24 protein-coding genes are annotated in these 26,365 nt (G+C 63.0%); 9 read left to right on the forward strand and 15 right to left on the reverse strand.

Annotated elements, in window-relative coordinates:
- Nucleotides 1–5: 5 nt before the first annotated feature.
- Nucleotides 6–710: a fimbria/pilus chaperone family protein gene (locus CWE01_RS19110; RefSeq protein WP_100942104.1), complete on the reverse strand. Its 705-nt coding sequence runs from the start codon at nt 708–710 to the stop codon at nt 6–8.
- 118 nt (nt 711–828) lie between these two features.
- On the reverse strand, nt 829–1,482 hold the full coding sequence (locus CWE01_RS19115; RefSeq protein ID WP_100942105.1) for a DUF1120 domain-containing protein: 654 nt from the start codon (nt 1,480–1,482) through the stop codon (nt 829–831).
- Between the two features lie 424 nt (nt 1,483–1,906).
- Between CWE01_RS19115 and ppx the strand changes: the two genes are divergently transcribed.
- On the forward strand, nt 1,907–3,409 hold the full coding sequence (gene ppx, locus CWE01_RS19120) for an exopolyphosphatase (RefSeq protein WP_100942106.1): 1,503 nt from the start codon (nt 1,907–1,909) through the stop codon (nt 3,407–3,409).
- Here the strand turns inward: ppx and ppk1 are convergent.
- Both ppk1 and hemB read right to left on the reverse strand, forming a co-directional pair.
- Nucleotides 3,396–5,618, reverse strand: coding sequence for a polyphosphate kinase 1 (gene ppk1 / locus CWE01_RS19125; protein WP_100942107.1), 2,223 nt, complete (start codon nt 5,616–5,618; stop codon nt 3,396–3,398). The genes ppx and ppk1 overlap by 14 nt on opposite strands.
- A gap of 18 nt (nt 5,619–5,636) precedes the next feature.
- Nucleotides 5,637–6,650, reverse strand: coding sequence for a porphobilinogen synthase (hemB, locus tag CWE01_RS19130; RefSeq protein ID WP_100942108.1), 1,014 nt, complete (start codon nt 6,648–6,650; stop codon nt 5,637–5,639).
- 207 nt (nt 6,651–6,857) lie between these two features.
- Between hemB and CWE01_RS19135 the strand changes: the two genes are divergently transcribed.
- The gene (locus tag CWE01_RS19135) at nt 6,858–7,460 is read left to right on the forward strand and encodes a DedA family protein (protein ID WP_100942109.1); all 603 of its coding nucleotides are present in this window, start codon (nt 6,858–6,860) and stop codon (nt 7,458–7,460) included.
- On the opposite strand, the gene CWE01_RS19140 is transcribed toward CWE01_RS19135, so the two are convergent.
- Together CWE01_RS19140 and CWE01_RS19145 are read right to left on the reverse strand one after the other, a co-directional pair.
- On the reverse strand, nt 7,438–8,679 hold the full coding sequence (locus CWE01_RS19140; protein WP_100942110.1) for a sterol desaturase family protein: 1,242 nt from the start codon (nt 8,677–8,679) through the stop codon (nt 7,438–7,440). The two genes, CWE01_RS19135 and CWE01_RS19140, sit on opposite strands and share 23 nt — an antisense overlap.
- A 154-nt stretch (nt 8,680–8,833) precedes the next feature.
- Nucleotides 8,834–10,732 (reverse strand): cytochrome c/FTR1 family iron permease, encoded by a 1,899-nt coding sequence (locus CWE01_RS19145; protein ID WP_100942111.1) that lies wholly within the window; start codon nt 10,730–10,732, stop codon nt 8,834–8,836.
- A 204-nt stretch (nt 10,733–10,936) separates the two neighbouring features.
- On the opposite strand from CWE01_RS19145, the gene CWE01_RS19150 reads away from it, so the two are divergent.
- The 5 genes from CWE01_RS19150 (at nt 10,937) to CWE01_RS19170 (ending at nt 15,636) form a co-directional block, all read left to right on the forward strand.
- Nucleotides 10,937–12,289: a COG3014 family protein gene (locus tag CWE01_RS19150; RefSeq protein WP_100942112.1), complete on the forward strand. Its 1,353-nt coding sequence runs from the start codon at nt 10,937–10,939 to the stop codon at nt 12,287–12,289.
- A gap of 174 nt (nt 12,290–12,463) precedes the next feature.
- A complete protein-coding gene (locus CWE01_RS19155) occupies nt 12,464–13,861 on the forward strand; it encodes a COG3014 family protein (RefSeq protein WP_100942113.1) in 1,398 nt (465 codons plus the stop codon).
- A gap of 17 nt (nt 13,862–13,878) precedes the next feature.
- Entirely contained in the window at nt 13,879–14,256 is a 378-nt protein-coding gene (locus CWE01_RS19160) for a YcfL family protein (protein WP_100942114.1), read from the forward strand.
- A 42-nt stretch (nt 14,257–14,298) separates the two neighbouring features.
- Entirely contained in the window at nt 14,299–14,889 is a 591-nt protein-coding gene (gene lpoB, locus CWE01_RS19165; protein WP_100942115.1) for a penicillin-binding protein activator LpoB, read from the forward strand.
- A gap of 3 nt (nt 14,890–14,892) precedes the next feature.
- Nucleotides 14,893–15,636 carry a penicillin-binding protein activator LpoB gene (locus CWE01_RS19170; protein ID WP_100942116.1) on the forward strand — a complete coding sequence of 248 codons (744 nt, stop codon included), beginning with the start codon at nt 14,893–14,895 and terminating at the stop codon, nt 15,634–15,636.
- Between the two features lie 119 nt (nt 15,637–15,755).
- Here CWE01_RS19170 and CWE01_RS19175 read toward each other — a convergent pair whose 3' ends face one another.
- Nucleotides 15,756–16,388 (reverse strand): LysE family transporter, encoded by a 633-nt coding sequence (locus CWE01_RS19175; RefSeq protein WP_100942213.1) that lies wholly within the window; start codon nt 16,386–16,388, stop codon nt 15,756–15,758.
- An 80-nt stretch (nt 16,389–16,468) separates the two neighbouring features.
- Nucleotides 16,469–18,379, reverse strand: a complete 1,911-nt coding sequence (locus CWE01_RS19180) for an ATP-binding cassette domain-containing protein (RefSeq protein ID WP_100942117.1) — start codon at nt 18,377–18,379, stop codon at nt 16,469–16,471.
- Nucleotides 18,380–18,429: 50 nt separating this feature from the next.
- On the opposite strand from CWE01_RS19180, the gene CWE01_RS19185 reads away from it, so the two are divergent.
- Nucleotides 18,430–18,894 carry a TIGR02444 family protein gene (locus CWE01_RS19185; protein WP_100942118.1) on the forward strand — a complete coding sequence of 155 codons (465 nt, stop codon included), beginning with the start codon at nt 18,430–18,432 and terminating at the stop codon, nt 18,892–18,894.
- Here the strand turns inward: CWE01_RS19185 and CWE01_RS19190 are convergent.
- Complete coding sequence (locus tag CWE01_RS19190; RefSeq protein ID WP_100942119.1) at nt 18,891–19,934, reverse strand: AlgP family protein; 1,044 nt, start codon at nt 19,932–19,934, stop codon at nt 18,891–18,893. The genes CWE01_RS19185 and CWE01_RS19190 overlap by 4 nt on opposite strands.
- 173 nt (nt 19,935–20,107) lie before the next feature.
- Here CWE01_RS19190 and CWE01_RS19195 point away from each other — a divergent pair, with 173 nt between their 5' ends.
- Nucleotides 20,108–20,773 (forward strand): FKBP-type peptidyl-prolyl cis-trans isomerase, encoded by a 666-nt coding sequence (locus CWE01_RS19195; RefSeq protein WP_100942120.1) that lies wholly within the window; start codon nt 20,108–20,110, stop codon nt 20,771–20,773.
- 64 nt (nt 20,774–20,837) lie between these two features.
- Here CWE01_RS19195 and rsd read toward each other — a convergent pair whose 3' ends face one another.
- The 6 genes from rsd to hemC all read right to left on the reverse strand — a co-directional run bounded on the left by rsd (nt 20,838) and on the right by hemC (nt 26,297).
- Entirely contained in the window at nt 20,838–21,296 is a 459-nt protein-coding gene (gene rsd / locus CWE01_RS19200; RefSeq protein WP_100942121.1) for a sigma D regulator, read from the reverse strand.
- 188 nt (nt 21,297–21,484) lie between these two features.
- Nucleotides 21,485–22,000, reverse strand: a complete 516-nt coding sequence (locus tag CWE01_RS19205; protein ID WP_100942122.1) for a disulfide bond formation protein B — start codon at nt 21,998–22,000, stop codon at nt 21,485–21,487.
- A 225-nt stretch (nt 22,001–22,225) separates the two neighbouring features.
- Nucleotides 22,226–23,449 carry a heme biosynthesis HemY N-terminal domain-containing protein gene (locus CWE01_RS19210; protein ID WP_100942123.1) on the reverse strand — a complete coding sequence of 408 codons (1,224 nt, stop codon included), beginning with the start codon at nt 23,447–23,449 and terminating at the stop codon, nt 22,226–22,228.
- Nucleotides 23,446–24,573 carry a uroporphyrinogen-III C-methyltransferase gene (locus CWE01_RS33905; RefSeq protein ID WP_177145349.1) on the reverse strand — a complete coding sequence of 376 codons (1,128 nt, stop codon included), beginning with the start codon at nt 24,571–24,573 and terminating at the stop codon, nt 23,446–23,448. The genes CWE01_RS19210 and CWE01_RS33905 overlap by 4 nt, the downstream gene beginning before the upstream one ends.
- Before the next feature lie 18 nt (nt 24,574–24,591).
- The gene (locus CWE01_RS33910; protein WP_177145348.1) at nt 24,592–25,359 is read right to left on the reverse strand and encodes a uroporphyrinogen-III synthase; all 768 of its coding nucleotides are present in this window, start codon (nt 25,357–25,359) and stop codon (nt 24,592–24,594) included.
- Complete coding sequence (gene hemC / locus CWE01_RS19220; protein ID WP_100942124.1) at nt 25,356–26,297, reverse strand: hydroxymethylbilane synthase; 942 nt, start codon at nt 26,295–26,297, stop codon at nt 25,356–25,358. The genes CWE01_RS33910 and hemC overlap by 4 nt, the downstream gene beginning before the upstream one ends.
- Between the last annotated feature and the right edge of the window lie 68 nt (nt 26,298–26,365).

Consider the following 26,365-nt stretch of genomic DNA (forward strand, 5'->3'; position numbering starts at 1 on the left):
AGGCGTCACAGCGCCTCGACCAGAAGGGGCGCTTCGTGACGGGCCACGGCAAACCCATAGACCGTCGCCGGCTGCAGGGTGACCGAGGTGGCCGCGGGCTGCGTCGCATCTATTTCCACCGCCAGCGCCTCCCCTGGCAGGACATAATCACGACCCAGCATCACGCTGACCTTGTGCGGATTAAGCTCCAGTTCCGGCGACAGGCGCACCACATAGGGACTGTCATTGCGCACCACCAGCCGGGATTTCTCCAGGTGCCAGGTCAGTTCCTTCCAGGGCGCCGGATGTCGGGCCAGCCCCTTGGGGTGCAGGATCAGCGGCAGGTTCTGGCGCAGCGTGACGCCGACGGTAGCGCCGGGACCGGTCTTGCGCAGGGGAATACCTTCGAAGGTGACGCGTTTCAGACGCTGGGTCTTGAGGGGCTCGCCGTTGGCGCTGAGAAACCGCACCAATTGGCTCTCGCCGGCATCGACCCGGATCACGGGAGGCGTGATCACCACCAGCGCCTCCAGATCCTCGGGAATGGATTCGACAGCCGAATGCAGCAAGGCCGGACCGCCGTCGGTGTTCTTGATCTGGATACTCGCCTCGCCCTCCTCCTCATAGAGAATCACCACCGTGGTTTCCGGCTGCATGCCATCGGCACGGGCGGCGCTCCAGAACACACCCAGGAAAAAGAACAGCACACCGATAAACAATGACCTGAACATCGGAATAAGGGGCACAACTTTCAAGCCATACGCTCCTTGCGAATATATTTTTATTATTCAACAGACATAGAAAGAGAGTGCCGGCACAGCGTCCTGCGCCGGCAAATATCAGTGCGCTTTAGAGATAACGCAGTTCCAACGTCGCCAGGCCATCCAGATACAGTTCCTGGGTGACATCCAGGTCGGAAGTCTTATTGATCACCGCTTTAACTTCCAATGTACCGCTGACCCGCTGTACCGATGCCGGATGAGTGGCGAGGAAGCCGCTCCAGGACATGATGTTCTGATACTGGCCCAAGGCCCCGTTACCACGATTCCAGTTCAAACCGTTATTGGTCGAGACGATGGTGTTGACCAGCGGAAAATCGGCCACGGAGTCGGTCACGCTCAGGGCGTAACCGCCGATCCGCTGGCCACCCGCCGTGGTCCCCAGGCCGTAGTTGTACACATCGCTATAGTCCGGGCCGAGGGCCGACTGCAGGATCCCCGGGATCTTGCTGCTGGAGCGGTTGTCGAGCGCCTTCACCCCGACCCGGGTGCCGCCGTCGCAGTTCACCGCAAACGGCACGCCCCTCGGCTGCAGAGCCGTGTAGGCGTTGAGGCCCAAATCCGCGGCACGGATTTTCCCGAAATCGACCACACCGCCATTGTGCAGGCTGAGTGTGCAACTGGCCGGCACGATGGTCCCCTTCACCAACAAGTCCGCCGCGTTGGCATTGCCCCCCAACGCAGCCAACAGAGCACCGATCGCTAATCCGGATACCAACTTCATTTTCCTACTCCCTGTTATTAAGTGTGTGCAGATGCAGGTTATTCAGGACTGCACGACTCGGTCCGGGATCACACCCGAAACAGGGCAAGCACTTAGACCCACCGAATGCAGCCCGATAAATAATTAACACCCAGGCATAATCGCCGGACGCTAGTTTCCACGCTGACCGCTGACAAAAAAACCGGAAGTCGCCACGCTCTTGGTGCGACGGATAGACAGGCACTGCCAACTTTCATAAATATCGCTGTCATCACAATTCATGACGCAGGTCATCAATGTGAAATATTTATGTAGGAAAATTGAAGTAATGATTTTCCAATCACCTCGCCACAAGCCCCAGGCCTGATGCTCCCAGGCGTCCTACGTTGGCGTCCGGGCCTGATCGTGGCACGATGGCGAGGTTATCGACCGAGATCCTTCAACCATGCCGCATTCCCAAGCCAAGAATCTGTCCCTGATCGCCGCCATCGACCTGGGCTCCAACAGCTTCCATATGGTCGTGGCCAAGGCCCAGAACGGAGAAATCCGGATCCTGGAGCGCCTCGGCGAGAAGGTTCAACTGGCGGCCGGCATCGACGAGGACCGTCAGCTCACCGAAGAGTCCATGCAGCGCGGGCTCGATTGCCTGAAGCGTTTTGCCCAACTGATCAACGGCATGCCCCTGGGCGCCGTGCGTATCGTCGGCACCAACGCCCTGCGTGAAGCGCGCAACCGTGGCGAGTTCATCCGCCGCGCCGAGGAAATCCTCGGTCATCCGGTGGAAGTCATTTCCGGCCGTGAAGAAGCCCGCCTGATCTACCTCGGCGTGTCCCACACCCTCGCCGACACCCCGGGCAAGCGCCTGGTGGCCGACATCGGCGGCGGCAGTACCGAATTCATCATCGGCCAGCGCTTCGAGCCGCTGCTGCGCGAAAGCCTGCAAATGGGTTGCGTCAGCTACACCCAGCGCTATTTCCGCGACGGCAAGATCACCCCGGCCCGCTACGCCCAGGCCTACACCGCGGCGCGCCTGGAAATCATGAGCATCGAGCACGCGCTGCACCGCCTGACCTGGGATGAGGCCATCGGCTCCTCCGGCACCATCCGCGCCATCGGCCTGGCCCTCAAGGCCGGCGGCCAGGGCAGCGGCGAGGTGAACGCCGAAGGCCTGGCCTGGCTCAAGCGCAAGCTGTTCAAGCTCGGCGATGCCGAGAAAATCGATTTCGAAGGGATCAAGCCCGACCGCCGCGCGATCTTCCCGGCGGGCCTGGCGATTCTCGAAGCGATCTTCGACGCCCTCGACCTGCAACGCATGGATCACTGCGACGGCGCACTGCGCGAAGGCGTGCTCTACGACCTGCTGGGCCGCCATCACCATGAAGACGTGCGCGAACGCACCCTCAGCTCGCTGATGGAGCGTTACCACGTCGACCTGGAACAGGCGGCACGGGTCGAGCGCAAGGCGCTGCACGCCTTCGATCAAGTGAAGGATGCCTGGGAACTGGCTGACGGGGTCTGGCGCGAACTGCTGGGCTGGGCCGCCAAGGTCCATGAAGTGGGCCTGGACATCGCCCACTACCAGTACCACAAGCACGGTGCCTACCTGATCGAGCACTCGGACCTGGCCGGCTTCTCCCGGGAAGACCAGCAAATGCTCGCCCTGCTGGTGCGCGGGCACCGCCGTAATATTCCCAAGGACAAGTTTGCCGAGTTCGGCGATGAAGGCATCAAGCTGATTCGCCTGTGCGTGCTGCTGCGCTTCGCGATCCTGTTCCATCACATCCGCGGCACCCAGGAAATGCCGCAGGTCACCTTGCGTGCCGACGGCGATAGCCTGGATGTGGTGTTTCCCAAGGACTGGCTGGAGCAGAACCAGCTGACTCAGGCCGACTTCGCGCTGGAAGCGGAGTGGCTGACCCGAGTCAACATTACCCTCAACGTACGCTGAGGACCGGGTTGCTCAGGCGATCCAGCAGGATGGCCTGGGCACTGCGCGGGTTCTGGTTGCCGGTCGGCGTGTTGCGGATATAACGACCGTCCGACTGCAGGCTCCAGCTGTGGGTGTTATCGGTGAGATAACTTTCCAGCTCTTTCTTGACCCGCAGGATCAGCTTCTTGCCCTCCACCGGGAAGCAGGTCTCGACGCGCTTGTCGAGGTTGCGCTCCATCCAGTCGGCACTGGAGAGGAACATCTGCTCTTCGCCGCCGTTGAGGAAGTAGAAGACCCGGGTGTGTTCCAGGAAGCGGCCGATGATCGAGCGCACATGGATATTGTGCGAAACCCCGGCGATGCCCGGACGCAGGCAGCACATGCCGCGCACTACCAGATCGATACGCACGCCGCACTGGCTGGCCTTGTACAACGCGCGGATGATCTTCGGATCGGTCAGCGAGTTGAACTTGGCAATGATGTGCGCCGGCTTGCCGTCGATGGCGAACTGGGTTTCCCGGGCAATCATGTCGAGCATGCCCTTCTTCAGGGTGAACGGCGCGTGCAGCAACTTCTTCATGCGCAGCGTCTTGCCCATGCCGATCAACTGGCTGAACAGTTTGCCGACGTCTTCGCACAGGGCGTCGTCGGAGGTCAGCAGGCTGTAGTCGGTATACAGGCGGGCGTTGCCGGCGTGGTAGTTACCGGTACCCAGGTGCGCGTAGCGGACGATCTCGCCGGCCTCGCGGCGCAGGATCAGCATCATCTTGGCGTGGGTCTTGAAGCCGACCACGCCGTAGATCACCACCGCGCCGGCCGCTTGCAGGCGGCTGGCCAGTTGCAGGTTGGACTCTTCATCGAAGCGCGCCCGCAGCTCGATCACCGCGGTGACTTCCTTGCCGTTGCGCGCCGCGTCCACCAGGGCGTCGACGATTTCCGAGTTGGCGCCGCTGCGATACAGGGTCTGGCGCACGGCCAGGACGTGCGGGTCCTTGGCCGCCTGGCGCAGCAGGTCGACCACCGGGGTGAAGGATTCGAACGGGTGCAGCAGGAGGATGTCCTGCTTGCTGATCACGCTGAAAATATTCTCGCTGTTCTGCAGCAGTTTCGGGATCTGCGGAGTGAACGGCGTGTATTGCAGTTCCGGATGGCTGTCGAGGCCGGTGATGCTGAACAGCCGCGTCAGGTTCACCGGACCGTTGACCTGATACAGCTCGGTCTCGTTCAGGTTGAACTGCTTGAGCAGGTAGTCCGACAGGTGTTTCGGGCAGGTATCGGCCACTTCCAGGCGCACCGCGTCACCGTAGCGGCGGGAGAACAGCTCGCCGCGCAGGGCGCGGGCCAGGTCTTCGACGTCTTCGGAGTCCAGCGCCAGGTCGGCGTTACGGGTCAGGCGGAACTGGTAGCAGCCCTTGACCTTCATGCCCTGGAACAGGTCGTCGGCGTGTGCGTGGATCATCGACGACAGGAATACATAGTTATCGCCAGGCCCACCCACGTCTTCGGGTACCTTGATGATCCTCGGCAGCAGGCGCGGCGCCGGGATGATCGCCAGGCCCGAATCGCGACCGAAGGCGTCGATACCTTCGAGCTCGACGATAAAGTTCAGGCTCTTGTTCACCAGCAACGGGAACGGGTGCGTCGGGTCGAGGCCGATCGGGGTGATGATCGGTGCGATCTCGTCACGGAAATAACGGCGGACCCAGGTCTTCAGCTTGGTGGTCCAGTAGCGCCGGCGGATAAAGCGCACCTGGTGCTTTTCCAGCTCCGGCAAGAGGATGTCGTTGAGGATCGCGTACTGGCGATCGACATGCCCGTGCACCAGCTCGCTGATGCGCGCCAGGGCCTGGTGCGGCTGCAGGCCGTCGGCGCCGGCCTGCTCGCGGGCGAAGGTGATCTGTTTCTTCAGCCCGGCGACGCGAATTTCGAAGAACTCATCCAGGTTGCTGGAGAAGATCAGCAGGAACTTGAGCCGCTCCAACAGCGGGTAGGACTCATCCAGCGCCTGTTCCAGCACGCGGATGTTGAACTGCAGCTGCGACAGCTCACGGTGGATATACAGGCTGCTGTCATCCAGGCCCGGAATCGCCACCGCCGACGGCACCGCCACATGGGGGGCTTCGGCAACCACCGGCGCGGGTTCCAGCTCCGGCGGCGTTTCGGCGATCTGCTCGACCACCGGTTGAGCGTCTTTTACTTCAACTTCGCTGAGTCCTTCGGTATTCATCGAGTGTTCCTGTGAGGGCTATTTCTGCTCTCGTAGCAGTTGGGCGGCGCGGGCGGCAAAGTAGGTCAGGATGCCATCGGCACCCGCCCGTTTAAAAGCGGTCAGGGATTCAAGAATAACGCCTTCGCCCAGCCAGCCATTCTGGATGGCCGCCATGTGCATGGCGTACTCACCGCTCACCTGATAGACAAAAGTCGGCACCTTGAATTCATCCTTGACCCGAAAAAGGATATCCAGATACGGCATGCCCGGCTTGACCATGACCATGTCGGCGCCTTCGGCCAGGTCCGCGGCCACTTCATGCAGGGCTTCGTGGCTGTTGGCCGGGTCCATCTGGTACGACGCCTTGTTCGCCTTGCCCAGGTTCAGGGCAGAGCCGACGGCGTCGCGGAAAGGTCCATAGTAGGCGCTGGCGTACTTGGCCGAATAGGCCATGATCCGCACATTGACGTGATCGGCCAGTTCCAGGGCTTCGCGAATCGCCTGGATGCGTCCGTCCATCATATCGGAAGGAGCCACCACCTGGGCGCCCGCCTCGGCATGGGACAAGGCCTGCTTGACCAGTGCGTCGACGGTAATGTCGTTCTGCACGTAGCCGTGCTCGTCGAGGATGCCGTCCTGCCCGTGGGTGGTGAACGGGTCCAGGGCGACGTCGGTAATCACCCCCAGTTCCGGGAAACGTGCACGCAGGGCGCGGGTGGCGCGCTGGGCAATCCCTTCCGGGTTCCAGGCCTCGCTGGCGTCCAGCGACTTGAGTTCAGGCGGTGTCACCGGGAACAGCGCCAGTGCCGGAATCCCCAGTTCGACCCATTTCTCGGCTTCTTCGAGCAGCAGGTCGATGGTCAAACGCTCCACCCCTGGCATCGACGCCACGGCTTCGCGGCGATTCTCACCGTCCAGCACAAACACCGGCAGGATCAGATCATCGACTGTCAGAACATTCTCACGCACCAGGCGGCGAGAAAAATCATCACGGCGATTGCGACGCAGACGGGTGGCGGGAAACAAGCGATTGGCGGGGGTAAAGCTCACGGCAGACTCCTGAGCCCGCACAAGCGGGCGAGCATGGCAGTTATAAGCGGCCATTATGACGAAGGAATTACAGTTGTGCTTACTCCTGCGACCTGTCGCCACAGTCGCCGCCTGTGTAGGAAATGTTAACGTCGAGACACATTTCGACACTTTCCTCTCTGTCCTCGAAGGGTTAGGCTGCGCGTTCATTTCGCCAGCATCCAGACAATGCTCCAACAATTTCTGCAGGATTTCGGCTACTTCGCCCTGTTTCTCGGCACGTTTTTCGAAGGCGAGACCATTCTGGTACTGGCCGGCTTCCTCGCGTTCCGCGGATACATGGACATCAACCTGGTGGTTATCGTGGCGTTCTTCGGCAGCTATGCCGGCGACCAGCTGTGGTATTTCCTGGGGCGCAAGCATGGCCGCAAACTCCTGGCCCGCAAGCCGCGCTGGCAATTGATGGGCGACCGGGCGCTGGAGCATATCCGCCGTCATCCGGATATCTGGGTGCTGACCTTCCGCTTTGTCTACGGCCTGCGCACGGTGATGCCGGTGGCAATCGGCCTGTCGGGTTACCCGCCGGGTCGCTACCTGTTGCTCAACGGGATCGGTGCGGCGATCTGGGCCGCGGCCCTGGCGGCGGCGGCCTATCACTTCGGGGCGATTCTCGAAGGGATGCTCGGCAGCGTGAAGAAATACGAGCTGTGGGTCCTCGGCGGCCTGCTGGTGGCCGGCCTGCTCCTGTGGAGCTGGCGGCGCATCAGGAGCGCGCGCCTGGCCCGGGCCGAGGCCCGCCTGGCCGAAACTACGAACCGGCCAGACGAATGACCCGCGGCTTGCTGCAGTAGTACAGACCGATCAGGCTCAACAGGCTGTAGCTGAGCACGCCGACCCAGGCCAACGGGCTGGCCGGCCACAGTCCGACCAACGGCGCCCACCAGACCAGCGGCAGGTTGAACGCCAGGCGGACCAGCTCCAGCCGCAGCGCCCAGGGGCGATTCTCCAGCGCCGCGCCAAGCACGAACAGGCCCAGCGCCAGAGTGCCGGCGCCCAGCAGCAGCGCCGCCAGCGGCAAATGCTCGCCGAAATTCATCAGATAACTGCCCAGGCCGACATAGACCGCGAATTGCAGGGCCAGGTAGATCTGCTGACGGATCTCCAGGGGCACCTCGAATTTGCGGAACTGGCTCAGATCCGGTTTGTTCAGCGGGTATTTCGCCGCGACATCGGCCGGACGCCAGCCGGTGCGCATAAACCAGATCCGCAGCTTGTCCCAGTAGCTTTCCGTACGCCGGGCATCGGCCCATAACTGCGCATAGAACTGCAGGTTGGCCCACAACGGGTTCCAGCTGGCCAGCGGCGTGGTCACGCCGAAGATCACCGGCTCGCGCTCGTCTTCTTCCTGGAAGGTGCCGAACAGCCGGTCCCAGAGGATGAAGACCCCGCCGTAGTTGCGATCCATGTACAGCGCATTCTGCGCATGGTGCGCCCGATGGTTGGATGGTGTGACAAAGAACCACTCGTACCAGCCCAGCTTGGGCACGTGCCGGGTATGTACCCAGAACTGATACAGCAGGTTCAGCGAGGCCACGCTGATAAACACCACCAGCGGCACGCCGAGCACGGCCAATGGCAGATAGAAGATCCAGCTCAGGAGAAAGCCGGTGCTGGTCTGGCGCAGGGCGGTGCTGAGGTTGTAGTCCTCGCTCTGGTGATGCACCGAGTGGGCGGCCCAGAGAATGTTGCGCTCGTGCCCCATGCGGTGCAGCCAGTAGTAGCAGAAGTCGTAGGCGACAAAGGCGAACACCCAGACCCAGGGCTTTTGCGCGGACAGTTCGAACAGCGCCAGGTGCTCCAGTGCAAAGGCGTAGGCGAATATCCCGACGCCCTTGGTCAGCAGCCCGGAGGTGGTCGACAGCACGCCGGTGCTCATGCTGTTGATGGCATCCGCCATTCGGTAGTTGCTCACGCCACGCCAGCGATCGGCGAGCAGCTCGATGACGATCAATGCAATGAAAAACGGTACCGCGTAAGGCACGAAGTCCATGGGGCCAACCTTCCAGAGTCGATCTGCAAAGATTAGGGGCTATGGCGGAAAAATCCGCTGACAATGAATGCCAAAGCTGTAGACATTTAACGCCAGAAACCAGGGAACGTCGAACGCGTTCCCTGTGGGAGCCGGCTTGCCGGCTCCCACATTATCAGGCGGCTTGGACCCGACGCTTTTCCGCCAACCGACTGCGGCTGTACAGCACGACAATCGCCAGCAACGCCAATGCCTGGGCACCCAGCGAGTAGGCGTCGGCATGAATTCCCAGCCAGTCGAACTCGAAGAACGCCACCGGCCGCGTGCCGAAGATCCCGGCTTCCTGCAGGGCCTTGACCCCGTGTCCGGCAAACACCACCGACAAGGCGCACAACAACCCGGCATTGATCCCGAAGAACAACGCCAGCGGCAGCTTCGCCGAACCGCGCAGGATCACCCAGGCCAGACCGATCAACAGCACCAGCGCGGTGGCGGCACCGGCCAACACGGCGTTGTGTCCCGCGGGGCCGGCCTGCAACCAGAGGGTTTCATAGAACAGGATCACTTCGAACAGTTCGCGGTACACCGAGAAGAACGCCAGCAGCGCGAAACCGAAGCGCCCGCCACCACTGACCAGGCTGCTCTTGATGTAGTCCTGCCAGGCCGCCGCGTGCCGCCGGTCATGCATCCAGACCCCGAGCCAGAGCACCATGACGCTGGCGAACAACGCCGTGAAGCCCTCGAGCAGTTCGCGCTGGGCACCGCTGACATCAATCAGGTAAGCCGCCGCCGCCCAGGTCAACAACCCCGCGACCAGCGCCAGGCCCCAGCCGACATGCACGCTGCGCACCGCCGACTGCTGGCCGGTATTGCGCAGGAAAGCCAGTACCGCCGCCAGTACCAGGATCGCTTCCAGTCCTTCGCGCAGCAGGATCAGCAGCCCGGAGATAAAGCTCAGCGATTGACTCAGGCCATCATTGCCCAAGAGGTCGGCCGACTCCTTGAGTTTGCCCTTGGCCACATGCAGACGCTGCTCGACCTGCTCCAGCGGCAAGCCGTCCTGCAACGATTGCCGATAGGCCATCAACGACTTCTCGGTGTCCTTGCGCACCGTCGCGTTGACGTTGTCCAGGGAGCTTTCCACCAGCTCGAAACCTTCCAGGTAGGCGGCAACGGACAGGTCGTAGGCTTGTTCATGCTCACCGGCACGGTAGGCCGCGAGGCTCTTGTCCAGGGTCGTCGCGGTGTAGTCGAGCAATTGCCCGGGACCGCGCTTGACCTGTGGCGGCTGAGCGCGCTGGGCACGGAAGGTGACGGCGGCCGCCGGGCCTTCGGCGGCCTGCACTTCAGCCGGCGTCGAACGGGCCAGCTCGGCCAGGTTGTAGGTTTTTCCGTCGCTGACCGCAGCAGGAGCGGCACTGAAACCAGCGATATAGGTTGCCAGGTCCCAACGTTGACGCTCATCCAACTGGTCGGCGAACGCCGGCATATCGGTGCCTTCGACCCCAAGGCCGAGGGTGGTGTAGATCGCGTAGAGACTCAACCGATCCAGCCGCGCGGCATCCCGCAGGTTGGCGGGTGGCGGTGTCAGGCCGACACCGGCCGGACCGTCGCCGGCCCCCGCCTCGCCGTGACACACCGAACAGTGCTGGGCATAGAGCGGCGCGCCGCGAGTCGGGTCCGGCGTGATGATCGGCGCCTGGCTGACCTCATAGGCCACGGCCAGCTTCGCCCCCAGTTGCCGGGCCTGGCGAGCAACGCTTTCACCCTCCTCCCGAGCCATCACGGCCGCCTGCAAACCCTCGATGCCCTGCACCAGCTCAGCCTGCTCCGGCTTGGCCGGCAATGCGGCGACCAGCCCTTGCAGGACCTTGATAAATTCCAGCTGCTCGCGGTATTCGCCATCGTCGACCACCTGGCCCGCGTGCACCGTGGGCGGGTAATCGGCGCCGATATAGTCCAGCAGATGCAGGGCCTGGGGAGCGCCCTCCACCGTTTCGGCCAACAGGTTGAAACTGCAGAGAGCGAACAGCGGCAGCATCAGCCACGCCAGGAAACGAGAGGGGAAAGTCATGAAAAAGCCTAAATCTAAATGCGAAGTCACACATTGTTCCTTCTCAATGCGTGTGGCTCAACCCTGATCGGCCCTATTGCTCAATGTTTTGCGCTGGGTCATGCATCGTGATGGCCATAAGAGTGCCATCTCGACCACGGCTTTGTGCATAATCCCCGCGCTCAAATCCCACTGCCCGTCAGCCAAGGAAAGGAACGACACACCATGCCCTCGCGCCTCTTACTCACACTGCTCTCCTGTGCATTGCTCCTGGGCGGCTGCGGGCTGCTGCACAACTACGACCAGGAACTCCAGGCCACCAACGAGCAGTTGATTTCGGGCAACGTCGATGGCGCGCTGCAGTTGCTCGAGCGACACAACCCCTGGGACGACAAGGACCTGCTCTATTACCTGGAAAAAGGCGAACTGCTGCGGGCCAAGGGCGATCTGTCCCGCAGCCAGGACGCCTGGCGCATCGCGGACCAGCGGGTGTCCCAGTACGAAGAGGGGACGCAGGTCGTCGCCACCCTGAAGAACCTGGGACTCGACCAGATCCTCGGCATCGGACTCATCGGCGACAAGTTTCATCGCTACGAGGGCTATGACTACGAGAAGGTCATGCTGACCACGCAAATGGCCCTCAACCAGCTGGCCCGGAACGACTTCGATGACGCCCGCGTCGATATCAAGAAAAGCCACGAACGCGAAGCCCTGATCGCCACAGCGCGCGACAAGCAATACCTGGCGGTCGAAGACCAGGCCAAGGCCAAAGGCATCAAGCTGCGTTACAAGGACTTGCAGGGTTATCCGGTGACCACCCTCGACTCGCCGCAGGTCATTGCCCTGAAAAACGGCTACCAGAGTGCCTTCAGCCATTACCTCGCCGGCTTCGTCTATGAAGCCCTGGGCGAACGCGACCTCGCCGCGCCGGGTTACCGCCAGGCCATCGAGCTGCGGCCCAATACACCGCTGCTGGAAAAAGCCCTGTCCAACCTGGGCAAGCCCGCCGAGGCCTCCCCTGACAGCGACGTGCTGATCATCGTCCAGACCGGCCTGGCCCCGGCGCTCGTTTCGCTGCGCGTGCCGATCCAGGTGCAAACCGAGGACGGCCAGGTGATCACCGTGAACCAGCCTTTTCCGGTGCTGGTAGCCGACAAGTCGACAGCGCCCCTCAAGCAGATCGGCGTGGATGGCAAATCACAGTCGCTGACCTTGCTCAACAGCACGACCCACATGTCATTGCGCACCCTGCACGACGACATGCCCGCGATCATCAACTTCGCCCTTGCGAGCGTGCGTTTCAATGCCGAACTGCAAGCCAAGGAGAACAAACGCACGCCGGCCAAGGCGTCGTCGGTCTACCAGGGCTTCACCGGCGACTCCGACACCCGGACCTGGCGCACCCTGCCGGACAACACCCTGGTGGTGCGCCTGCGCCTCAAGCCTGGCGCGCATAAATTGCTGCTGTCGGGCGTCCAGGGCGCGGTGCCGGTGAGCGTCAATATCGAGCATCCCTTCCAGGTGGTCAGCCTGCGGGTCATCGGCCACCAGGTCTTTCTCCTGCCCGGAGGAGTCTAAAAAGCCATTACATAGCCAATGGCCACAGTTATACTGGCGCGCCTTCGTTATCGCGATATGGCATTAAAGCTCCTCGTTTCATGAGGAATTGGCAGGGTAGCCGCTTTCCCTCTCAATGGGTCCATCTCAGCCCGACCAGCATGCTCGGCTGATTTTTTCATCAGGGAAGATTCCATGGCATCCCGTGCCCTCCTCTCGTTCGCCCTCGGCGCCGCGACCTTGCTGTCCGGCTGTTCGATGATGCGCAGCTACGACACCGAACTGGCGCAAACCAACCAGCAACTGGCCTCGGGCAATGTCGACGGCGCTCTGACCCTGCTGGAAAAAAACAACAGCGACGCCGACAAGGACCTGCTGTATTTCTTCGAAAAAGGCGAGTTGCTGCAAGCCAAGGGCGACCTGGCCGGTAGCCAGAAAGCCTGGGGCAGCGCCGACCAGATGGTTGGCCAGTGGGAAGACGCGGTCAAACTGGACAGCGCCCGGTACCTCGCCCAGTTCGGCAGCTTCCTGATCAACGACAAGGTCCGCCGCTACGAAGGCTACGACTACGAAAAGGTCATGCTGACCACGCAGATGGCCCTGAACCAGCTGGCCCTGAACGACTTCGACGGCGCCCGTATCGCGATCAAGAAAACCCATGAGCGCGAAGCGGTAATCGCCGACCTGCGCGACAAGCAATACCTCAAGAGTGAAACCGAAGCCGACCAGCAGGGCATCAAGACCCAGTACAAGGACCTCCAGGGCTATCCGGTGGCCAGCCTCGACGCGCCGGAAGTGGTCGGCCTGAAGAACAGCTACCAGAGCGCGTTCAGCCATTATCTGGCAGGGTTCGTCTACGAAGCCATCGGCGAAAAAGATCTCGCCGCACCGGGTTATCGCCAGGCCATCGAACTGCGTCCGAACACGCCGCTGCTGGAGCAGGCGCTGGTCAATCTCGACAAGCCCGCGGGCAAGGATGACGACAGCGATATCCTGATCGTGGTGCAGAGCGGCCTGGCGCCGTCCCGTGCCTCCATCAGCATCCCGCTGCCGTTGCCGATCGACAAGCATCTGGTGATCACCCCGCTGTCGTTCCCGATCATCCAGGCCGACACCTCGACCGCCACCTTCGCCCAGATCGGCGTCGACGGCCAGCCGCAGAACCTGACCCTGCTCAACAGCACCACCGCCATGTCCCGCCGCGCCCTGCGTGACGACATGCCGGGGATCATCCTGCGCACCAGCGTGCGGGCCATCAGCCGCGGCGCGACGCAGGCCAAGCTGAACAAGACCAACCCGCTGGCCGGCCTGGCCGTGGGCATCACTTCCGCGGTCCTCGAAGGCGCCGACACCCGTACCTGGCGGACCCTGCCGGACACCACCCAGGTGGTGCGCCTGCGCCTGAAAAAGGGTGAGCACCAGGTCACCCTGCCCAATGCACTGGGCGGTTCCCGCGTGGCCTTCACGGTCGACCGCCGCTATCAGGTGATCAGCCTGCGCGCCGTCGGCAACCAGGTGTTCACCAGCGGCATCGCCACACAACGGCTGGCGGATACCGGGCCGACGGCCGTGGCCAGCCTCAAACAACCTTGAAGAAAGGAGTCTCGTGCATGCGTTCCAAACTGACTGTCGCCGTCGCCCTGGCCCTGCTGGCCGGGTGCGTCACCCCGCCGCCGCCACCACCGGCCCCCGGTAGCGCGGCGAGCAAGATCGTCGCCATGGGCGAAATGGAGAACATCGAGGTCGGTGCCATCCGTGTCGCCCGGGAAAACGGTTTCCTGACCGTCAAGGTGCAACTGAGCAACACCCGCACCAAGAACAAGATGATGTATTACCGTTTCGCCTGGCTGGGCAACGACGGCTTCCCGGTGAGTGACGACGAAGTCTGGAAGACCCTGAACCTGTATGGCGCCCAGAGCACCTTCCTGCAGGCCATTGCCCCGACACCCAAGGCCACTGATTTCCGTCTTGAAGTCAAAACCCCCTGAGTCGACGCCGCCCTCTCGCGTCCTTTTGAAGAGAATCATTCCATGTTTGCACGCCTGTCCCTCCTCGCCGTCGTCGCCCTGCTGGCCAGCGGCTGCGCCAACAACACCTCGCCCGTGCTGGGCGGCGGAAACATCAGCTACGGCGACACCAAGGCCGTGGAACTGGTGACCAACGAGTTCGGTTCCACCGACCTGCAGATGATCGCCGAGTCCATGACCCGTTCCCTGGCCCAGTCCGGTGTCCTGCAAGGGCGTCCGGTGGTGCAGGTCTACGACGTGAAGAACAAGACCAGCGAGTACATCGATACCCGCGAGATCACCACCTCGATCAAGACCCAGCTGATGAAGAGCGGCACCGCCCGTTTCGCCAGCGACAACACCGAGATGCAGAGCCAGGTCGACCAGCTGAAGTTGCAGAACCAGAGCGGCCTGTACAAGAAGAGCACCGTCAGCAAGACCGGCAACATGATCGCCGCCAAGTACCGCCTGGAAGGTTCGATCAGCTCGATCGTCAAGCGCAGCAGCGACTACAAGGACGTGTTCTACAAGTTCAGCCTGCAACTGATCGACGTCGAAAGCGGCCTGGCCGAATGGATGGACGAAAAAGAGATCCGCAAAACCACGGAGCGTTAAACAATGCGTGCATGGATTGGCATGATCGGCCTGGTCTGCGCCTTCGGCGTCCAGGCCGCGCCCAAGGTGGCGGTGGCGGACCTGGCGTACCAGGCGCAAGTGGAGCAATACATCCACAATATTTCAGCGCGGGACAATCACCAGGAAAGTTATTACGGCGCCAGCGGCTCGTCGAGCTATGACGAGTACGAAAGCCGCAACAGCTATATCGAGCAGGGCGAGCTGCGCCGCTTCACCGGTGACATCAAGGGCGAGATCCTGCGCAGCGGGATGTTCCAGTTGATCCAGGGCACGCCGTATACCGCCAGTTCCAAGGGCGATGTCTACGACGTCATCAAGCGGATCAAGGGCGGCAGCTTCAAGGGCGCCGACTACGTGCTGTTCGGTACGGTGTCGGATATCGACTTCAGCCAGGACATCAACGAGCTGGCCAACACCAACAGCTACTCGGCGGTGCTGGGGCTGACCCTGGTGGGGGATTTCAGCCTGATCAATACCCGCACCTACGAGATCACCTCGGCGTTCACCGCCATGGGCGAAGGCCAGGACACCAAGCTGGTCGACAGCCGGGATATCCACGTGTCGCTGAACCGTCCACGGGTGATCCGCGATGTATCCAAGGCGCTGGGCGAGGATGTGGCGCGGCAGTTGAGCCTGCAATTGGGTGGGCCGGATATGGGCCCGGGCTCTGCACCGCCGCTGCGCAACAATCTGCCGCCGGATGAGGCGCCTCGGATTCTGCACTGATCCGCGACCGCGTTATCGTTCATCGCCGGCCTACAGGATTTGCATCGTTCTCAAGAATCGACGCTAACCTGTAGGAGCCGGCTTGCTGGCGATAGCGTCCGCCCAGACGACGCTGAACCTCAGGTGGTCGCCTTGTGCAAGGTCGCCAGGAACCCCGCCGCCCCCACGAACAACCCGGCAAAGGTGCGGTTCATCCGACGCTGCTGCTTGGGCGTGCGCAACAGGCGCAGGACCTTGGCCGCCAGGCCCGTGTAACCGGCCATGACAATCATGTCGACGCCGATCATGGTCACGCCGAGGATCAGGTACTGATGCACCAGGGGAGCATGGGGATCGATGAACTGCGGCAGCACCGCCAGCATGAACACCAGGGCCTTGGGGTTGCTGACGTTCACCAGGAAACCACGGAACATCAAGGTCAACGGCTTGCCCACCGGGCGAATCGTCGACTCCTCGGCCATGTTGCTGGGCAACGCGCGCCACTGCTTGACCGCCAGGTACACCAGGTAGACCACGCCGAACCACTTGATGGCATAGAAGGCCGAGGAAGACGCCGCGAGGATTGCCCCGACGCCCGCGGCAATCACCGCGATCTGCGCCGCCAGGCCCAGTTGCAGGCCGAGGGCGTTCCAGTAACCGCGCAGGAAACCATATTGCAGGCCGCTGGACATCGAGGCGATGGCACCGGCGCCCGGGGATAGGCTGATGACCCAGCACGCGGCAAAAAAGGCCAGCCATGTCTCAAGCAGCATCATGCACCTCGGATCTCAAGAGTTGTTACAAACCTCTAAGCTAATCCGTGGGCGTGAAATTGACTATTGTTTTTTGTCGCTCAGGACAGGGCTTCGAGCTCCGCCTGCATACTTTCCAGCAGCTCCAGGGCTTCCATCCAGGCTTCTTCCAACTGGGACTCGCGCACTTTCAACTTGGCCTGTTCGGCCAGCAGATCACGCAGCTCATCCTTGCGCGCCGCCTCGTAGACCGCGCTGTCGCCCAGGCTCGCCTCGATCTTCGCCAGCTTCTCGTGCAGCTTGCCCAACTCGGCTTCAAGCTTGTCGGCTTCACGCTTGTGCGGGGCCAATTGCTGACGCAACGCGGCAGCCTGCTGGCGCTGGGCCTTCTTGTCGGTCTTGTCGAGGTTGACCGGCGTATTGCTCACCGGCGCGTTGCGCTGGCGATACTCGACCAGCCAGCGGGCGTAGTCTTCCAGATCGCCGTCGAACTCTTCGACCTTGCCGTCAGCCACCAGGTAGAAATTGTCGGTGGTGCTCTTGAGCAGGTGACGGTCGTGGGAAACCACCAGCACCGCACCGCTGAACTCCTGCAAGGCCATGGTCAGCGCCAGGCGCATTTCCAGGTCGAGGTGGTTGGTCGGTTCGTCGAGCAGCAACAGGTTCGGCCGCTCCCAGGCGATCAGCGCCAACGCGAGGCGGGCCTTTTCGCCACCGGAGAAGTTCAGCACCGGCTCGTCGATACGCGCGCCACGGAAGTCGAAACCACCGAGGAAATCGCGCAGGGTCTGTTCACGCTCGGTCGGCGCCAGGCGTTGCAGGTGCAGCAGCGGGCTGGCCTTGGAATCCAGCGAGTCGAGCTGGTGCTGGGCAAAGTAGCCGACCACGGTGTTTTCACCGCGGGTCATGCGCCCCGACAACGGCGACAGCTCGCCGGCGAGGTTCTTGATCAGCGTCGACTTGCCCGCGCCGTTGGGGCCGAGCAGGCCGATCCGGGCACCCGGGGTCAGTTGCAGCTTGACCTTCTCCAGGACCGTCTTGTCGCCATAACCCAGGCGCGCGTCGGACAGGTCGAGCAGCGGGCTGGAAATCTTATGCGACTCGCGGAAGACAAAGTCGAACGGCGAATCGACGTGGGCCGCGGACAGCTCTTCCATCCGCTCCAGGGCCTTGATCCGGCTCTGGGCCTGGCGGGCCTTGGTGGCCTGGGCCTTGAAGCGGGCGATGTAGCTTTCCATGTGCGCACGCTGCGCCTGCTGCTTCTCGTAGGCCTGTTGCTGCTGGGCCAGACGCTCGGCACGGGCGCGCTCGAAGGCGGTGTAGCCACCCCGGTAGAGGGTGATCTTGCGCTGGTCGACATGGGCCACGTGATCGACCACTTCGTCGAGGAAGTCACGGTCGTGGGAGATCAGCAGCAAGGTACCGGGGTAACTCTTGAGCCAGTCTTCCAGCCAGATGATCGCGTCGAGGTCCAGGTGGTTGGTCGGTTCGTCGAGCAGCAGCAGGTCCGACGGGCACATCAGCGCCTGCGCCAGGTTCAGGCGCATCCGCCAGCCACCGGAGAACGCCGAGACCTGATGGTCCATCTGGTCGTTGGTGAAGCCCAGCCCTGCCAGCAGCTTGCGCGCGCGGGCATCGGCGGTGTAGCCGTCGGCGCTGTCGAGCTCGGCGTGCAGACGGGCCTGGGCGGCGCCGTCATGGGCCGCTTCGGCCGCGGCCAGGTCGTGTTGCACCTGGCGCAGGCGCACGTCACCATCGAGCACGTAGTCGACCGCCAGGCGCTCGAGGGTATCGACCTCCTGGCGCATGTGGGCAATACGCCAATCGGCCGGCAGGAAGCAATCACCCGAGTCCGGGTGCAGCTCGCCCCTCAGCAGGGCGAACAGGCTGGATTTGCCGGCGCCGTTGGCACCGATCAGGCCGGCTTTATGGCCGGCGTGCAGGGTCAGCTCGGCGTCTTCTAGCAGACGTTGCGGGCCACGCTGTAAAGTCAGGTTCTGAAGTCGAATCATAATGGCGGCGGAGTCTACCAGCTTCCCTCGCAACTGGCGCGGATCTCACCATGCATGCTGACCTGTGGACGTTTTCACTGAACACTTACGCCCAACCCGGCGTGGAACAAACCTGCCTGGCGCTCCAGGCGCAGGGGGCGAATGTCTGCCTGCTGCTCTGCGCGGCCTGGCTGGGCCGGCGCGGGGTGCGCTGCGAGACCGAACGCGCGGGGCAATTGCAGGCACTCGCCGGGCCCTGGCACGACCAGGTGGTCAAGCCGCTGCGACAGTTGCGCACGCAATGGCGCACGGCAGCCTCGGAGGACGTCGAGTTGAAAGTGCTGAGGGATCAGGTCAAGGCGTTGGAGCTGGCTGCCGAGCAGCAGCTATTGCAGCGACTGGAAGCGTTGGCGCGGGATTGGCCCGAGGTGGGCGCAGAAGATCTGGACGCATGGCTGGAGACGGTTACCGCCCGGGCCACAGGCCTGAATAGCGACGCGCTGCAGCAGCTGCGCGTCGCGGTGAACCAGGCTTAGGAAGCGCTGGTCGGGGTTACGGCAGGCGTCACTGGAGCTGGAGCAGTCGGCGCGGCTGGAGCGGCTGGCGCGACCGGTGCAGGCGCTGCCGGTTTGGCGGCGACCACAGCAGGCTTTGCAGCTGGCTTGGCGGTAGCGGGTTTGGCAGCAGCAGGTTTTGCAGTTGGCTTGGCGGCAGCCGGTTTAGCAGCAGCAGGTTTTGCAGCTGGCTTGGCAGCGGCCGGTTTAGCGGCAGCAGGTTTTGCAGCTGGCTTGGCGGCAACCGGTTTGGCAGCTACAGCTTTTGCAGCGGGCTTGGCAGCGACTGGTTTAGCAGCGGCAGGTTTTGCAGCTGGCTTGGCCGCAGCAGGTTTAGCAGCGGCAGCTTTTGCAGCGGGCTTGGCGGCAGCTGGTTTGGCGGCAGCTGGTTTGGCGGCAGCTGGTTTAGCAGCAACAGCTTTTGCAGCAGGCTTGGCAGCGGCGGGTTTGGCAGCAGCCACTTTTGCAGCTGGCTTGGCGGCAGCTGGTTTGGCAGCAACAGCTTTTGCAGCAGGCTTGGCAGCGGCAGGTTTGGCAGCAGCCACTTTTGCAGCAGGCTTGGCCGCAACTGGTTTGGCAGCGGCAGCTTTTGCAGCAGGCTTGGCGGCAGCTGGTTTAGCGGTACGGCTCGACAGCGCCTTGGTGACCGCCTCTTTCACACGACCAACACCCTGGGCCAGTTTCAGGCTTTCCTGGGCATCGCGCTTGAGTTGCAGGATGTAGCCACGGGTGTCCGACTGGCTGGCTTTCAGCTTGTCCAGCAACTCTTCGAGCTCACCGACCGCGCTCTTGGCCTTGGCTTGTGCCTTGGCTTTTCCGGCAGTGGCCGAGTCCTGCAATTTGGTGCGCGCCTTGTGCAGTTTTTCCTGGGCTTTACCGCGTTGCTTTTCCAGTTTGGCGAGCAGTTTTTCAGCATCAGCCAGGGCCTGGGTGCAAGCAGTTTCCAGATGTTCGAGCAGGCTGCCCGACAACTGTTGGAGCAAATGCAACGGAGTATTTACGGGCTTCTTGGTGGCCGACATGGTGTACCTCCTGACTGATGTGAATGCGGCTCATACTAGTCCTCTGGGACTACCGCCGCTAGGGCATGTTGACAGTATCGAAGGGCCCGCGTTGCATGCGTTGAAAAATGCTTCTTCAACAACTCATCCGGAGCACTGGCATAATCCTCTGCACCTGAGGTCGGAGAGTACTTATGCCGCGTTATTTTCTGCTGTCACTGTGTGTGTTCTGGTCGCTTGCGCAAGCCGCGCCGGAGGTCGCGAACGACGACGCTCACGACCTTGCCTACAGCCTCGGCGCCAGCCTCGGCGAACGTCTTCGCCAGGATGCTCCGGACCTGCAGATCAAGGCCTTGCTCGACGGTTTGAAGCAGGCCTATCAGGGCAAGCCGCTCGCCTTGAAGGACGAACGAATCCAACAGATTCTCGCCGCCCATGACGCTCAGGTCGCTCAGGAAGCGGCCAAACCCCAGAGCGAAATCGCGCTGGAAGCCGAGCGAAAATTCCTCGCTGAAGAAAAGGCCAAGCCCGGCGTCCACGAATTGGCCGACGGTATCCTGATGACGGAACTGACCCCCGGCACTGGCGAAAAAGTCGCGGCCAACGGCAAGGTCCAGGTGCGCTATGTCGGACGCCTGCCCAACGGCACGGTGTTCGATCAGAACCGACAGCCGCAATGGTTTCACCTGGACAGTGTGATCAATGGCTGGCGCAGCGCCTTGCCACAGATGCCCGTCGGTGCGAAATGGCGCCTGGTGCTGCCCTCGGCGCAGGCGTATGGCGCAGACGGTGCCGGCGATCTGATCGCGCCGTACACACCGCTGGTATTCGAAATCGAGCTGCTCGGCGTGGCCAGCTGACAATCGCCGCCATAACGTAAAACGGTGCGCCTGAGCGCACCGTTTTCATGTGTAGCCAGCGGTATCAGGCCTGGGCTTCAACCTTTTCCTTGTGGGCCGTATGCAGCACTTCGATCAGGCAATCTTCCAGCTCGAAGCGCTCGTGAAGCAGACCGCCCAGCTCCTGGAATTTATGCGCGACGCACTGGCCTTCGTCACACAGATCGTTGAAGGCCAGCAGCTTCTCGGTAATCACATCGATACGCGGGTAAATGGTCTCGGCCAGTTCCAGCCCACGCTTGTCGCCAAAGGCCTTGGCCTCACCGGTCAACTGCTCGTAGATCTCGAAGTGGCCGGCGGACACATAGTCAACCAGCAGACCGCAGAATTCCTGCAAGGGCTTGGGATTCTGCGCCAGTGTATCCGGCTCGGCGCCGAGGGCATCGTAGGCTCGCACGAGCTCGTGACGCTCCTTCAGCCAGCGATCGATCAGCAGATGCACTCCACCCCAGCGTTCCTGAGCATTCCGACAACTTTCGAGCATGGTGATCTCTTCCCTTCTGGGTCATGCCGACCGATACCCCGAGCACATCGAGGCTCCTGACTTGGCCAAACAGAACAAGCTGATTGCGATAACGCGATGCGGGCCAGATTATGCCCGCTCGACACCTGCTTCAAGGTACGCAGGAGAGAAAGTTCATACAAGTGTTTAATCCGGAGCACGACTACCGGTTACTTTTGCGCCCCACCCGACACCGAATCCGGCCCCACCAACTGATAGATCATCAGCAGGCTCATGCCGACAAAAGCCAGCAGGCTCCACTCGGGAATGCTCAGGTCGAAGAGGGTCCACTGGATCTCCGCACATTCGGCCGTGGCCCGGAACATCAGCTTGAACGCCTCAAGGGTCGGCACCTGCTGGATCAGGCAATGCAGGTCTGGCTGGCAGATCATCAGTTGCTCGGCCGGCACTCGCTGCAGCAATACCTGTCGCGCCGCCGTGGCGGCACCGGCAAGGGCCAGCAACAGGTCGAGGCCGCCATAGACCCAGCGACCGATACGGCCCGGGCCGTGCAGCATCGCCACCAGGCTGACCAGGCAGAACCCGGCGAGAAAAAAGCGCTGGACGATGCACAGTGAGCAAGGCTCCAGCCCCGTCACACGCTCCAGGTACAGCGACGCGCCCATGACCAGGGCACCTGTCAACAAGGCCAGGGAGAACAGAGAACGTGAGCGGGCCAAGAACATGGCTTATCCGTAACAGGAGAGACAGGCAGTTACGGTAGAGGAAAGCCCTTGGCCCTTTCAAGACGAGCCAGAGCAGACAATTCCTTAAGCCTGTAAGGAATTACCGACGGACATCCTATGAAACCATTAATCCAACAGTAGGAATCAGGCCTCATCGCGGACAGGGAAGCATCCTGACACGCAAAGACGGGATGCCTGAAGCCGCACCCCGTCCTCCAGCAGCCTTTACACCGGCAGTGGCGAGGCCAGCAAACGCTTGTCCAACAGGCCCAGGCCCTCCTGGAACAACTGGTTGCTGCGCTCGGTATCACCGAGTTGGGCGAGCAGTCGTGCCAGCTCCGCGCAGGCTTCAGGATGGCGCTGCACCCGCAGGCTGCTTTCCAGGTAGTCACGGGCCTTGCCCCACAGACTGTTTTGCAGGCACAGGCGCCCCAGTGTCAGCAGCAGGCCGGCATCCTCGGGATGATCTTTCAACCAGCCTTCCGCGGTCTGCAACTGCCGGGCCGGATCGCGTCCGCGCAACAAGCCGTACAAACGCGCCAGATGGCTGTCGTAGTGGCGCTTGAGCGCCTCGCGCAACGCCTCCTCGGCCTGGGCGTCGGCGCCGAGCTGACGCAATTGCTCGGCATAGGCCAGGACCAATGGTGGCTCCTGGCGCTGCGCCGAGCTCAATTGCTGCCAGGCCCGGTCCAGCGCTTGCAGGCCCGCTTCGCCGTCCTCGCGCCGGGCCGCCAGGCTCAGGTTCTCGCCCCAGGCGCGGCGTTCCAGCTCGGCCAACTCAGCCTTGGCCAGCACTTTGTCCTTGCGCAACTCCGGCAACAGGCGGATCAGCGCCGACCAGTCGCCGCGCTGCTGATACAGGCGCTGCAACTGACGCAGGACCTGGATGCTGTGGGGATGACGCTCGTGCATGGCTTGCAGGGTATTCAGTGCACCCTCGCTGTCGCCACGGTCAACTTGCAACTGCGCGTGACTGAGGGCAATTGCCAGCTCGGCCTGGGGCTGACGATCGAGGGCGCGCTCCAGCAGGCTGTCGCACTCCTCGTGCTTGCCTTGTTCGTTGGCCGCCCGGGCCGCGCCGAGGTAGTACAGCAGCGGCTGGCGCTCGGCCTCGGCGGCCCGCTGCAAGTGACGCTGGGCACTGGCCCAGCGGCCCTCGGCGAGGTCCATCTGGCCTTGTTCGATGGCCACCTGGGTGCGCCGGCTACGATTGCGCCGGGACCAGGGATTGGCCACGGAACCCGAGGTGGTTACCAACCCCACCAGGAATTTCACCAGCCACAACACCAGCCATGCCAGCAGCAGCACGGCCAGGAAGGCCCACAGGCTCGATTCGTAACGGAAGCTGTCATAGGCGATCAGGACGTAACCCGCGTGCCGCGAGATCGCATAGCCGAGGCCCGCCGCGATGGCGACGACCAGTACCAGGATCAGGAGGAAGCGCTTCATGGGCTGGTCCCCTCGACCGGGGTGACGTTCGGGCTGACCGGGGTTTCGATCTCGACATGTCGCCGTTCAAGATAGGCCTGCACCGCCGCCAGGGTTCCGGCCAGATCAGGCGTGACCACGGTCACCGGCTGTTTGCTCAGCTCGGCAAGACGTTCGAGCATGACCTTGCTCTGCGGGTTGTCCGGATTGAAGCTGCCGGTCAGCACGTCGCGGGCCTCGGTCAACGCCTGGGTGTAGACCCCGGCCTGACCGTTCAAGGCGGCCCACTGGGCCTGTTCCAGAGCCAGGCCGAGGGCGAGGCGGACCTGCGCCAGGCTCTGCCCGGCGAGCAATGGCCGGATGTTCTTGTTGGCATTGAAGTCGATGCGGATATAACGCGAGATCTCATCCCACCACACGGCCCAGCGGCTGGCGCCATCGCCGTCGGCGGTCAGGCCGAGCAGGGAGTCGCCGCGGTCCTTGTACTCCGGGGCCAGCTCGTTGAGCTGGGGCAACTGGTCGCGCAAGGCACCCAATTGCAGGAACAGGCCAGTGCGGTCCGGCTGCTCGGTGCTGCGCAGCGCGGCCAGGCTCTTGGCCACCTGCTCGCGGGCGGCAAAGGAGCCCGGGTCGTTCTGTTCACGCAGGATATCGTCGGCGCCCTGCACCAGGGCCAGGGCGCTGGTGATGTCCTGCAACGCCGACAGGCGCAGGCTGGCCAGACGCAGCAGATGCTCGGCCTCGGCCAGGCGCCAGTCCTTGCGGCTGGCACCCAGCACGCTTTCCAGACGCTGGTTCAGACGCTGCTGATCGCCCTGCAACTGCGTCACCAGGCGACGGCGCTCCTCCAGTTCGCCGGCACCCGGCAACTGGTCCAGACGCGAGGCCAACTGCTGTTCGCTCAGCTTGAGGGACTGCGCCTGGTTGCCCAGGTCTTGCAGTTGCCCGCTCTGCTGTTGATGGTTGGCTTGCAGGTTGCGCACCTGCCAGACACCCCAACCGCCCGCCGCCGCGCCGGCGGCGCCGAGCAACAGGGCGAGGAGCGCCAGGCCATTGCCACGACGCGCCACGGGCGCCGTGGGCGGTTGAGCCGGGGTATCGATCACCGGCTGGGCTTCTTCTTTTGGCAAGGCTGTTTCGCTCACGTGTCCATCCTTTGCATTCTAGAGAGCGGGTACGGGATGCTCCCGCAACGCCGCTAGCAAAGCCGTGGCGCTGGCACCACGGCAATCCACCACATGTTGGGCCCCTGCGGCACGGGCCATTTCGGCCACCCGCGGGCTTGGAACAAACAACGGCAGGCGCGCCAGTTCCGGCCAGGCCGTCGCCGCCAATTGGTGCAGGTGTTGAAAACCCTGCCCACTGCTGACCACCAGGGCGTTCAGGCGTTCCGCCGCGACACGCTCGGCCAGGACGCCCTCGGCGTAATCGGGCAGCAGCCGACGGTACAACTCAAGGTAGTCGACACTAGCACCCCGGGTGCGCAAACGCTCGGCCAGCAGCTCGCGTCCGCCCTCGCCGCGCAGGATCAAGACCCGCGGCTCGGGGTGCGCCAGCGCCTGCTGCAACGTCGGCAAAGCCAGCAAGGCCTCACTGTCGTCGCCCTCGGCGGGATAATCAACCTCAAGGCCGTAGTCGGCGAGGATCTGCGCAGTCGCGGCACCGACCGTGAACCATGGCAGGAACGGCGGCTGCGGCCAGTACTGGTCCACCAGCTCGACCGCCAGGCGCGCCGCTGGCTTGCTGACCACGATCACCGCGTTGTAGTGGGCCAGGTCGTAGATCATTGCCCGCCCGGCGCCGTCGAGGGGCACGGGTTCGGTCTCCAGCAACGGCAGGCTGCTGCTGAACATTCCGGCCGCGGCCAGGGTGCTCGCCAGCTCCGCCGACTCTGACGCCGGCCGGGTCAACAACAGGCGCCAACCGCTCACTCTTCGCCGGCCTCGCCGTAGACCGCCTGGAGAATCGCGTCCGCGCCCTGGGCCAGCAGCGCCTGCGCAACCTGCACGCCGAGGGCCTGGGCATCAGCTTGCGGAGCCCGGGCATCGGCGCTGAGCAGCAGGCCGCCCTTCGGATCGCCGACCAGGCCACGCAGCCAGATCTGCTCGCCTTCGAGTACGGCGTAACAGGCAATCGGCACCTGGCAACCGCCATTCAGGTGCTTGTTCAAGGCACGCTCGGCGGTGACCCGCACGGCGGTATCGGCATGGTGCAGGGGCGCCAGCAGGGCATGGATTTCCGTGTCGGCACTGCGGCATTCGATGCCCACCGCGCCCTGGCCGCCGGCTGGCAAGCTGTCTTCGACACTGATGGCCGAGGTGATGCGGTCTTCAAAGCCGAGACGGATCAGGCCGGCGGCAGCGAGGATAATCGCGTCGTACTCACCGGCGTCCAGCTTGGCCAGGCGGGTATTGACGTTGCCGCGCAGGAAACGGATCTGCAGGTCGGGCCGACGGGTCAGCAATTGTGCCTGGCGGCGCAGGCTCGAAGTGCCGACCACGCTGCCGGCCGGCAGGGCGTCAAGACTGGCGTAGGTGTTGGAAACGAAGGCGTCGCGCGGGTCTTCGCGCTCGCAGATGCAGAACAGGCCAAGGCCTTCGGGGAAATCCATCGGCACGTCTTTCATCGAATGCACGGCGATGTCGGCCTCGTGCTCGAGCAGCGCGGTTTCCAGCTCCTTGACAAACAGCCCCTTGCCGCCGATTTTCGACAGCGGAGAGTCGAGCAGCTTGTCGCCGCGACTGACCATGGGGACCAGGATGACCGACAAACCGGGATGAGCCTGCTCCAGACGGGCCTTGACATATTCGGCCTGCCACAGGGCCAGCGCGCTTTTACGGGTAGCGATGCGGATTTCGCGAGAAGACATGGATCGATCCGTACTGAATAGATACGGCAGATAATAACAGCTCGGCCCGGCCCGCTTTGACTTGTATC

Origin of the sequence: Pseudomonas sp. QS1027 (assembly GCF_002814235.1) — a bacterium.
GTDB lineage: Bacteria > Pseudomonadota > Gammaproteobacteria > Pseudomonadales > Pseudomonadaceae > Aquipseudomonas.